This is a genomic window from Enterovibrio makurazakiensis (assembly GCF_050336585.1).
Classification (GTDB): Bacteria; Pseudomonadota; Gammaproteobacteria; order Enterobacterales; family Vibrionaceae; genus Enterovibrio; species Enterovibrio gelatinilyticus.
In genome coordinates this window covers 1-9,736 of sequence record NZ_JAKJSE010000048.1, presented here as the reverse complement: position 1 = coordinate 9,736, position 9,736 = coordinate 1, and the positions used below count along the sequence as shown (strand labels likewise).

Below are 9,736 nucleotides of genomic sequence, written 5' to 3'. Positions count from 1 at the left end.
CTACAAGATACTCTACAAAATCAGTGTCCCACTATTCATAAAAAACGGCTTCAGTCTCTGATACTTGCGACCCAATCCTCACTCGATGGGGCTGACCTTACGCTCACTAAACTCGGTCGCTCCCTTAACGTTATGACCGCCACCAAACAGCCCGTGACGCGATGTTGTCCAACGTGCGGGGAACGACTCATGGTCTGCGTAGGCGTCACTCGACCGAGGTAGCCGAAAGGCGAACAGAATAAGGAGAATGGCGGGCATACATCCATCCGGCGCTCACCCGAGCAATTGGCTTAATAAAGCAGCAACGGGCTTGTCCTGCCCCAAAATAAAGTGTCGGCTGCACGACACTTACTCTTCTTTCTTATATTTGAGCTAAAAAGTTCTCCATAAACTGTTCGTTCCATCCATAAAACTCAATGTCTTTCTTGACTGGACAAAACTCTGATTTGCATGTCCCTTTGTACAAAGAAAAATCAAAGTATGCTTGCGCAACACCGTCTACTAGTAAGGCCACTTTTGTCGCATCCTCACCCCACAATATTGATACTTTCATGTGGTCTTCGCTAGGCTCATTACATTGATATATACCAAATGCTGTAATAATTGGATTATTTTCTTTCTCGTTATCTAAAGGATAAAAATAACCACTATTTCCATCATCTTCAAAAACCACCTCATATCGTCCTATGGGACTTTCGCTCCGAAAATTGCATGGTGTACCCGGGTAAATTTTCTCATGTTTAAAACCACTTACAACTAATTGACTCATAGTATTTCCTATAGCACATAATATTTGAATAACGGGTGCTTACTAACCCAAACTGTTTGAAATTCCGGAATCACTGTACTTATTTGAAGAACGTGCCACGAGTAAACGTACACATTCATTTGCTTGTTATAACTCTACTGCCATCCTACACTCCACAAGCAGTCAAAACGTCAGGAGCGTACTTATGGATTACGATAAAGACAAAGCTTGTGAGCTAGCCTTGGCCCTAATGTGTATTACTTTCCACGACAAATCCCCGTTTGAAAACTCCTATCGCGCTTGGAAAGCGATTGACTTTGAAGTCATGAACCAACTCCATGAGTTAGGCTACATTCACAACCCAGTAAACAAATCTAAATCCGTCGTATTAACTCCTGCAGGTGTTGAAAAAGCAGAAGAGCACTTTAGTACCTTACTGATGAAAGTCTCAGATGACGATGAGTTATAACGCCTAAAGCACGCGCCCAATGCCGGAGCTTGTGTTTCGTGCGAGTATTTTTCCGCACGAAATCCAAGCGAAGTGTGCAGGATCGGCGCGACTTCACTTGTTATGTTGGGATTCCTCAATTTCTTCCTCAAGCTTAAAAGTTAACCACTCACTTAGGCTTGGATAATAATCTGCATCAGATAGATTTAATGGGTGAGTATCAGCCAATTTAGAGACCTCATGAGATGCTAACCAAGTAACTTCGCCATTGTCTGTAGTTGTATTTAAAACGATGACACCAGAATCATTTAAATCTTCTAAAACTAAAAATCTTGATGGTAATTCGGCATAGTTTCTAAACCTAATTGTGTCGGAAACAGAGTCCTCAAGACTAGGTAATACCAAACACTCTCCGTAGCCAAAATTAATCAGAAGCCACTTTAACTCTTCAGGAAGATTAACACCTAAAGTCACCTCGACCTTTGACAATGACTGCTCAGTTTCAAAGGTATCACCTTCGAAATACGGACGATTGCTCTCTACTACTTCACGGAGTGAGGTCATTTAATTCACCGATTAAACATAACGTCGTAATCTAGCGAATCCCCTCAAAATCTCTTTTCTAAACAATGAGAAGGACGCACATCGACCCTTTTGATCTAATAAATTTCGCCAAAAAACACATTCCACCAAATGGGATGAACGATCCGCGATATTCAAATTCTACAAGATACTCTACAAAATCAGTGTCCCACTATTCATAAAAAACGGCTTCAGTCTCTGATACTTGCGACCCAATCCTCACTCGATGGGGCTGACCTTACGCTCACTAAACTCGGTCGCTCTCTTAACGTTATGACCGCCGCGAAACATTCCCGTTACGCTATGTTGTCCAACCTGCGAGGAACGACTAATGGTCTTCGTGGGCGTCACACGACCGAGGTAGCCGAAAGGCGAACAGAATAAGGAGGATGGCAGCCATTTAATCGAAGGAGAAAGCGCGGAAGAATAGATACACAGTGACGTAACCCGTTGAAGCTATGGAATGCCTAATAACTTCATGGCGCCCCTCGCCTGTTAATCAGTGGCGAGCATCCATCTATCCGGCGCTCACCCGAGCAATTGACTTAATAAAGCAGCAACGGACTTGTCCAACACCCAAATAAAGTGTCGGCTGCGCGGCACGCATTCTTATTTGTTAGCTGCGTTTCAAAACTGGTAATACTTCAGCGGTTTCAGTATCTAGCATGTCTAAAACACTTTCAAAACCATGTATAGGAGACCAACCTAATTTTTCACGTGCGGACGACGAATCATATACGCGATCTAAGCTTTGAGGTAATTGCCAATTTCTATGTTGAAATGCTAGCGCGATCTCTGGGCACTTACGTTTGATAACAGCCCCAGCTTCAGTATATAGAGCTTCACAATCAGAAAAATGAAAAGGTGTTGCACCTGAGATTATAAAACGATTAAAACCGCTTAAGCGTTTTTCCACAGCACATGAATGAGCATTTGCTACATCGCGAGCATCAATACCACGAGTCAGGCGAAATACAGCCATTAAATCCGCAGGCTCAGGAAAGCATCTCGACATTTGCAGCACAGTCACTGGAAGCTGAAACAGATTTGAAATTTCTTCTAGCTTAGTTTCGGCCGCAATTTTACTTTTATGATAAATCGACTTGGGTTGAGGGGTAACTTCCTCATCAATCCAACCTGCAATACTTTTAGGTGTCGAGGCATAGCCGTACAACGCGGTTGTACTGGTAAAAATAAAGTGCTTAACACCTGCGTTTACGCCAGCCAAAGCCAATTTCTCAGTTGCATCTACGTTTATAGATGTAAACTCTGAATCAGGTACTAAACCAACATGAGGAGCATGAAGAGCAGCTGTATGAACGATGACATCAATATTTTCAAGAACCCCATCAATCAAAGCGCTATCACGGATATCACCAATGTAATCGGCTGTTGAGCAAGGTGTTTTATCAATGCCGACTACGTCATATGTTCGCATTAATTTAATATAGATTGCACGCCCGACCCTACCCGCAGAGCCTGTTACCAAAATTCTCATTACAACACCTTACTAATGATTAACCTCAAAGCAGCTAACGTCGCTTTAAAGGGCGAAAAACATTAGCTTCACTCAAAAATGCCACCTTAATCGCCATAATTAAATTTAACAAAATTTGCGGGTCGTTTTTTCGTCCGCCTTCAAAGCCCTTGTTATACGACTTAATCACCTGAACTTGAGACGCCAATGCTGTCTTTAGGACCACCGCCAAACTTACATCCGCTTGGTTTGTTGTCATCATCTTGGTTTTTATGAAACAGCCAAAAGCCTATAGAGGCAATTAAAGGTAGAAGCCAAACGATTAAAATTTGAAGTGATTTCTGTATTGTATCGAGATCATCGCGCTTTGATATGGAAAACGAAACAATGGTATTGAGAAAAATCACTAACGCGATAAAAGCGTACCAATAATTCAATTCCAACAAGCCCCCATGCGATATAACGCTGTTATAGCAGCCACTTTCCAGTACTAAACCAGACTAGACCTATGTATTCACGAATCTTTCTAAGCGCTTCGAGATTGGCAAGGTGTCCGGTTCACGACTTGGTTATGTACCTATTTATCAAATGCAGATTTGTACAGTTCTAGACTTGTGTTAAGTGATTTTGTCAAATCGGAAATTTCTTTTAGCACAAGCCTCATATCTTCTTTTTCAGTCACTATATAAGCTTCAAACCAAAAGCTTAACGTGCTGCCAAGCTGAACTTTTTCACCAACAATAGGTGGTAAAGCGATGGTTCGTATTTGAACATTATCACCAGATCTTGATAGATCACGCACCCACCATGATAGATATTCTAATGCTTTTAAACCTGTCGCATCCTTTTGAATGGTGAACGCAACATTAATTAAAATTTCATTATTTAGGTTGCCTCCACTTCTTCTATACATTGATATTGGTAAGTCAGCATACTCCCCTGCAAAATAAATGGCATTCAGTTCAGCAATATCTTCCTTCGAATAGTGATGTTTTCCTACATCAGCACTGCTTATTCCAGGGATGTTTTCAAATGCATTTTTGAGATCTTTTACCTCTGAAGGCATACCGCTCGCGTAAGCAGCATTAACCATAAAGGTAAAAGTAATCATTACTAATCGAAAATTCAAAGCCTCTCCTTGGCATATAACGTTCAAATCTAGCGAATCCCCTCAAAATCTCTTTCCTAAACAATGAGAAGGACGCGCATCGACCCTTTTTATCTAATGAATTTCGCTAAAAACCACATTCCACCAAAAAGGATGAACGATGCGCGATGTTCAAATTCTACAAGATACTCTACAAAATCAGTGTCCCACTATTCATAAAAAACGTCTTCAGTCTCTGATACTTGCGACCCCATCCTCACTCGATGGGGCTGACCTCACGCTCACTAAACTCGGTCGCTCCCTTAACGTCATGACCACGGCTAAACATGCCATCAAACGAGTCGACCGCTTGCTTGGCAATGCAATAAATAACTCTACCCCAAGGCAAACAACTAACCCGTCTATCTGGGCACTAGCCAACTCGCACGCCGCTCTCCTCTGGCTTGTCATGCTCATCTTGTTAAACAGGCATCGAAAGGCCGAAAAGTGCAACGCCATACCCGCACCAGCAAGAAGCATACGACGTCTCGTCTCTTTGCCAAAAGCGCACACGAGCCGTGGCTACTGGTGACTAATATCCCGAATGACACGCTAAACGCGATTCAGATAACACGCTTATATGCAAAGAGAATGCAGATAGAGGAAGCGTTCCGCGACTTAAAAAGTCCCGCATATGGACTGGCTCTACGGCATAACCGAACCCGTTGTATCAAGCGCCTCAACATCTTGTTATTGATTGCGCTGCCGGCAGAGGTACTGATGTGGTGGAACGGTCTCATTGCGACAAAAGCTAAATGGCAGTACGACTTTCAAGCCAATACCATTAAGCATCGGCGTGTTCTCTCTATTCCACGCTTGGGGCGAGAGGTAAGACAACATCGACGGTATTGTATCAATGAACCGCAATATCAATGAACCGCAATATCAATGGGCTATGCTCGAATACCACAGGCTGACTCATTCATCAGGGTTGGGCGAATTATGAGGGGATCCTTCAGCGCCGCATTAAACGGACAAAAATAGTGGGTTAAAATGTGTAGCGAAGTGTAACGTAACCCACTGTTTTTTGTCCGTTTAAATGCTTTGTTAGGCGATTAATTGCAAGCTCCAATATATTTCCCACTCGAAACCACTTTCAATTTAATTTTAATTGGTCCGTCATGGAATGGCGTTTCAAATTCAGATATTGAGGTTGAGGTTAAGGTTTCCCCATTTAAATTCACTTCACCAACTGTTTTAGATTTCATATCTGTTCCAGTACATGACTCTTCTAATTCCATCTTGTTGGCACTAATACGTTTTATTTCTTTTTTACATTCAAATTCTTGATCTGCATCAAGTTCCAATAAATAATCTAAGCTTTTATAACATACTGTTTCTGTCTCCATTCCCCTTTCAAACGTACTCCTCATCATTGTTTCAGCTTCAGGAGGTGCGTCTATTTCTATTATTTCGATTGTAGATGAATTTTCCCATAAGCCTGGTTTGAAGTCATAACTATCAGCACGAAGATGACTTGACGCCAAGATGAGAGCAGTAAAAATACTTATATTTATTAAAGTGGTCATTATTGATTCCTTGATATTAAATTTTTAGCGCCTAACCCTGAAATAACACGTGCGAAAGACTGACTAACAAAACCAATAATACTCTAATTGCTTTGTTATACGTGCCTTGCTTTCGCCCTGAGAAACTTGCTAAAAAACTGATTTACCGATATTTTCTGTAAACTGAGTTTAATTAAGCTAACTCAATTAAGCGAGAAAAATATCATTTCAACGGCAATAACTGTGAAACGAAACAATCCCTTTATCTTGCGCTATTTGTAACACTTGGTTTCAGCCAACTTGGAACTGATGAACCAAATATCATTGCCATAATTGGAATTATAAATACTGAGAGGAAAACACAGATGCAGGCTAAAATGAGACATAACCAAAGAAAAGTTGAAGCGTCAATTAGTTTCTGAAACCCATGAAATTTTGGTAATAATAGTTCAATGCTGAATCTGATAAAACGGACACCAAAAGGGAACAAAGAAAAAGAGAAATGCCCTACTTTCACACCTAAAAAGCTAATGATTCAATAGCCGAACTGAACAAAAAAAACCGCACTCTCAGAGTTAGAATAACGGGCGTTTACTATTCCAAACTGATTGAATCACCTGAATCACCTGAATCACCTGAATCACCTGAATCACCTGAATCACAGCGTTTCTATGAAAAAATGCGCCACGAGTAAACGTCCCATTTTCCTTCGCTTGTTATATGCTTGTCACAGTAGTATCTACTGTCAACATTCATACTCTATGGATATCAACTAGACAATTTGCTTTTTCATGTAAGTGACTTATAACTTCAGTTTTATAATAACCAAGCATGACATTTAATCCGACCAAAGGAGCGAATAACTTATCAAACCGCCCTCGATAGCACCTTGGTTTGTAAAAATCCTGATTCACCTTCCAATTTAACTCTCTGAAGATTAAAACTTCATCACCAATATTCAGATAATGAATACGCCAAAGTTGGCCGGGCTTATCTTTTTCAAATATATTACCTTCCCATATTTCATCAACATAGTGATGTCCTTGAACCAGTCCGGAAATATGTATAACGCTTTCATAATTATCCAAATTCTTATAGTTTACATATTCGTATTTTCGGATTTGAAATTCATTAGGAATTGGAATGAACATAGCAACAGCAAAAACAAAAATGGTTGGCAACTGAAAATTCCCCTTATTTACCTTTCCTTCTAAATATCTACCGTAAAAAAAATTCAAGAATATATAGAAAGCAAGAATAATCAGGACTCTCCCGCTAATTATATCATATAGCTCGTGAAAAAAATTGAAGGTTTGAACTGGTGAGTAAATCACTTCCATCCTTGAAGCCTAGCTTGAATCCATCTTGCCATATAACGCCGCGCTCAGACGCTGCCAAAAATGGCGCTGGTTTTGCGGTACGCAAAACGAGAGACATTTTTGGCAGTCGCTTGCAGCGCCTTGTTAGGGCTATGACTTGACGATGCCATCACCCCCATGATTGAAACTCCAGGCTGAACCTCTCAATCAAATACGGAATTTCTCCAGCCTCTTTTACAATTAACATGCAATCCTCTAGCCTATATACGCCAAAATAAGAGCCGCCTTTACTTTCTATTGGTATATCCAGAAGGATCGTTTTATCTTCATTAACCATAAACTGAAGCGTATTATTTTCTTCGTCAATGATTCCAAAAAAGTTTCCTGGCATGTGTAATACACAATCCATGCTGTGTAGTATTTCTTCTAAGCTAGATTTTCTAGCATCTTTTGATTCTAGAATCTTATCTTCACAGTAGTCACAGAAGAAAACTCTATATTTCATTCTTAATCTCCCTAAACGCCCTAACGTCGTTTTGGAGGCGAAGATCATTAGCTTCACGCAATAAAGCCACCATAAACGCCATAAGTTGATATGACAAAATTTGCGGAGATGTTTTGCGTCCGCCTTCAAAACCTTTGTTATAAAGCAGCTATCCAATCTGTTTGAATTGCCGAACATCGCCTTTTTCCTTTGCAAGCAGCCCTTGGAACACTTGGTCTTTCGGGGTCATTGATGGCTTGTTTGCAACACTTTCAATGGTGAGCAGCGATCCAAAACCACACCGCTTTTTTTGAGAAAACAACAGTGGTTTGACGCTCAAAGTCGCTGCTTACATGTAAGTACAATTACAGCGTATAACGTCATAATAAAGGACATTTACTAGCCAAAAGTGATTGAAAAGCCTGAATCACAGTGTTTCTATGAAAAAATGCACCACGAGTAAACGTCCACGTTTATTGCCTTGTTAGCTGAATTCAGCAAGGAATGCTCCAGATCACTTGGCGAACTGAATCTGAAAAAACCTTAGAAAGTTCCTGACTAGGAATCTTATTGTCTAAAGCCGGCACTGTGCTATCCATCCAATTTAATGCGTTGTCACGTGAGTGGTAATAAATAGCAATAGCAATGTCTTCGTTTCCACCACATTTACTTATGAGTTCATCTTTGAATACACATCCTTCGAAGTTATCTCGAAGGCATGAAACGTATTTATTCCAACCCTCAATATTCATACCGACACCTCAATTCAAGTAAAGTTAACAGTGTATTAGACCCAAACATAGTGTGTTTAAACACGCCATTTAGTTCCACAACAACAAACTGCCATTGTACCACCTAACGTAACATTCTGTTTTATATAACTAAGATCCGAATTCCAAAAGTTACCTTGTTAAATAAAGAGAAGTCGGTGTAATTGAAGATTATGCACCGTCTCCGTCAGACCTGAGTATCTATCCAGTGTTGAGGACCTCTGTAGGTTCGCTATTGAGCGTCAACTAAGGTTTCGCTTAAACGAGTTACCTCAACAACGACCAAGCTCTCCCTTCCCAATTGCCTAAACAAAAAACCACGTATGCAATAGCCGACCCGGCATAAACGCAAACGCGCCTGCAACCAACAAAGCCATCACGTAAAGAATCACCATGGCATTACGGTGTTTCTTTATATCGCCTTTTCTTATGGCGAAGAATGCTTCCGGTACCGTGTACAAGGTAATAACGCTGAGAATGTGAATATAGCCAAAGTGATAGAATACTTGCGGACCGACTTGCGCGGGAATGAACAAAGTAGACACGGCTGTGACCATCATTAACAACATATAAACCTTACCCAATTGCCTGTGGGCAGGGCTCCCCTTTCTTCTCACCAACAAATACGTACCGATACAAAATGATGCAACAGCGGTAGCCAAGTGAAAGTAAATCAACACCATGTTGTCCATCTTTTAGTCCGTTCCCTCACATACTCGATGAGATGGGTTATTCCAACACTCGATATCAAGTTGATCACCATATCAAATGTGTCACAATCACCGAGTTACATGACTTGTTTTTTCGATTGATATCCAAAGTGATATCAATAATTGTGTGATCATTGGCGCGGATTGATGAAACCGAGATTGTCATCTTCTTCAAAACCTCATCAAAAGGTGCCTAAGTATTCAGCCCACAACCACCTCTCATTGCATTGCGCTTGATTTCATAAAAACACATTTATTTATTCTCACCAAGAAGACACCCCTACTACTAATAACTCACAATCAATATATTTAATGGTTAAATGAACAACCGATAGCCTTTTTAATATCGCCAATTTAGCGTCACATGGTCATGATTTATAATTACTTTCCTTAAAATCACCCCACAATATTAATTAGAAACACATACCACTATTACCAGATATCACCCACCACACAAAGCCAGAAAATAAATTAAAAATCCTCCACTTTTTTCAGCAATAAAATAACGGCAAACACATGATATTATTGCTTATAACAATACAT

Annotated in this window: 12 protein-coding genes and 1 pseudogene; 2 read left to right on the top strand and 11 right to left on the bottom strand. The window is 40.5% G+C overall.

Going from position 1 to position 9,736, the window contains the following annotated elements:
• Nucleotides 1-78: 78 nt before the first annotated feature.
• Together L4D06_RS25175 and L4D06_RS25170 are read right to left on the bottom strand one after the other, a co-directional pair.
• Nucleotides 79-258: a hypothetical protein gene (locus L4D06_RS25175; protein WP_429742212.1), complete on the bottom strand. Its 180-nt coding sequence runs from the start codon at nucleotides 256-258 to the stop codon at nucleotides 79-81.
• Between the two features lie 103 nt (nucleotides 259-361).
• A complete protein-coding gene (locus tag L4D06_RS25170) occupies nucleotides 362-769 on the bottom strand; it encodes a DUF2251 domain-containing protein (RefSeq protein WP_429742210.1) in 408 nt (135 codons plus the stop codon).
• Between the two features lie 184 nt (nucleotides 770-953).
• On the opposite strand from L4D06_RS25170, the gene L4D06_RS25165 reads away from it, so the two are divergent.
• Nucleotides 954-1,217: a DUF6429 family protein gene (locus L4D06_RS25165; protein WP_429742208.1), complete on the top strand. Its 264-nt coding sequence runs from the start codon at nucleotides 954-956 to the stop codon at nucleotides 1,215-1,217.
• 93 nt (nucleotides 1,218-1,310) lie between these two features.
• Here L4D06_RS25165 and L4D06_RS25160 read toward each other — a convergent pair whose 3' ends face one another.
• The 4 genes from L4D06_RS25160 to L4D06_RS25145 form a co-directional block, all read right to left on the bottom strand.
• A complete protein-coding gene (locus L4D06_RS25160) occupies nucleotides 1,311-1,760 on the bottom strand; it encodes an SMI1/KNR4 family protein (RefSeq protein ID WP_429742206.1) in 450 nt (149 codons plus the stop codon).
• 634 nt (nucleotides 1,761-2,394) lie between these two features.
• On the bottom strand, nucleotides 2,395-3,276 hold the full coding sequence (locus L4D06_RS25155) for an NAD-dependent epimerase/dehydratase family protein (RefSeq protein WP_429742204.1): 882 nt from the start codon (nucleotides 3,274-3,276) through the stop codon (nucleotides 2,395-2,397).
• A 161-nt stretch (nucleotides 3,277-3,437) separates the two neighbouring features.
• Nucleotides 3,438-3,698, bottom strand: coding sequence for a hypothetical protein (locus L4D06_RS25150; RefSeq protein ID WP_429742202.1), 261 nt, complete (start codon nucleotides 3,696-3,698; stop codon nucleotides 3,438-3,440).
• Nucleotides 3,699-3,832: 134 nt separating this feature from the next.
• Nucleotides 3,833-4,384, bottom strand: coding sequence for a hypothetical protein (locus tag L4D06_RS25145; RefSeq protein WP_429742201.1), 552 nt, complete (start codon nucleotides 4,382-4,384; stop codon nucleotides 3,833-3,835).
• Nucleotides 4,385-4,523: 139 nt separating this feature from the next.
• Here L4D06_RS25145 and L4D06_RS25140 point away from each other — a divergent pair.
• Nucleotides 4,524-5,348 (top strand): annotated as a pseudogene (locus L4D06_RS25140) (transposase).
• Between the two features lie 109 nt (nucleotides 5,349-5,457).
• Here L4D06_RS25140 and L4D06_RS25135 read toward each other — a convergent pair.
• The 5 genes from L4D06_RS25135 to L4D06_RS25115 form a co-directional block, all read right to left on the bottom strand.
• On the bottom strand, nucleotides 5,458-5,931 hold the full coding sequence (locus L4D06_RS25135) for a DUF3617 domain-containing protein (RefSeq protein WP_429742199.1): 474 nt from the start codon (nucleotides 5,929-5,931) through the stop codon (nucleotides 5,458-5,460).
• A 731-nt stretch (nucleotides 5,932-6,662) separates the two neighbouring features.
• Nucleotides 6,663-7,250, bottom strand: a complete 588-nt coding sequence (locus L4D06_RS25130; protein ID WP_429742197.1) for a hypothetical protein — start codon at nucleotides 7,248-7,250, stop codon at nucleotides 6,663-6,665.
• 148 nt (nucleotides 7,251-7,398) lie between these two features.
• The gene (locus tag L4D06_RS25125) at nucleotides 7,399-7,734 is read right to left on the bottom strand and encodes a hypothetical protein (RefSeq protein WP_429742195.1); all 336 of its coding nucleotides are present in this window, start codon (nucleotides 7,732-7,734) and stop codon (nucleotides 7,399-7,401) included.
• A 473-nt stretch (nucleotides 7,735-8,207) separates the two neighbouring features.
• Complete coding sequence (locus L4D06_RS25120) at nucleotides 8,208-8,465, bottom strand: hypothetical protein (RefSeq protein WP_429742193.1); 258 nt, start codon at nucleotides 8,463-8,465, stop codon at nucleotides 8,208-8,210.
• 323 nt (nucleotides 8,466-8,788) lie between these two features.
• Entirely contained in the window at nucleotides 8,789-9,175 is a 387-nt protein-coding gene (locus tag L4D06_RS25115; RefSeq protein WP_429742191.1) for a DUF2306 domain-containing protein, read from the bottom strand.
• Nucleotides 9,176-9,736: the final 561 nt, after the last annotated feature.

Excerpts from the sequence above, each read along its gene's own strand:
- L4D06_RS25130 (WP_429742197.1), bottom strand. The coding sequence starts at position 7,250 with ATGGAAGTGATTTACTCACCAGTTCAAACCTTCAATTTTTTTCACGAG.
- L4D06_RS25160 (WP_429742206.1), bottom strand. The coding sequence starts at position 1,760 with ATGACCTCACTCCGTGAAGTAGTAGAGAGCAATCGTCCGTATTTCGAA.
- L4D06_RS25175 (WP_429742212.1), bottom strand. The coding sequence starts at position 258 with ATGCCCGCCATTCTCCTTATTCTGTTCGCCTTTCGGCTACCTCGGTCG.
- L4D06_RS25170 (WP_429742210.1), bottom strand. The coding sequence starts at position 769 with ATGAGTCAATTAGTTGTAAGTGGTTTTAAACATGAGAAAATTTACCCG.
- L4D06_RS25115 (WP_429742191.1), bottom strand. The coding sequence starts at position 9,175 with ATGGACAACATGGTGTTGATTTACTTTCACTTGGCTACCGCTGTTGCA.
- L4D06_RS25135 (WP_429742199.1), bottom strand. The coding sequence starts at position 5,931 with ATGACCACTTTAATAAATATAAGTATTTTTACTGCTCTCATCTTGGCG.
- L4D06_RS25165 (WP_429742208.1), top strand. The coding sequence starts at position 954 with ATGGATTACGATAAAGACAAAGCTTGTGAGCTAGCCTTGGCCCTAATG.
- L4D06_RS25120 (WP_429742193.1), bottom strand. The coding sequence starts at position 8,465 with ATGAATATTGAGGGTTGGAATAAATACGTTTCATGCCTTCGAGATAAC.
- L4D06_RS25155 (WP_429742204.1), bottom strand. The coding sequence starts at position 3,276 with ATGAGAATTTTGGTAACAGGCTCTGCGGGTAGGGTCGGGCGTGCAATC.
- L4D06_RS25125 (WP_429742195.1), bottom strand. The coding sequence starts at position 7,734 with ATGAAATATAGAGTTTTCTTCTGTGACTACTGTGAAGATAAGATTCTA.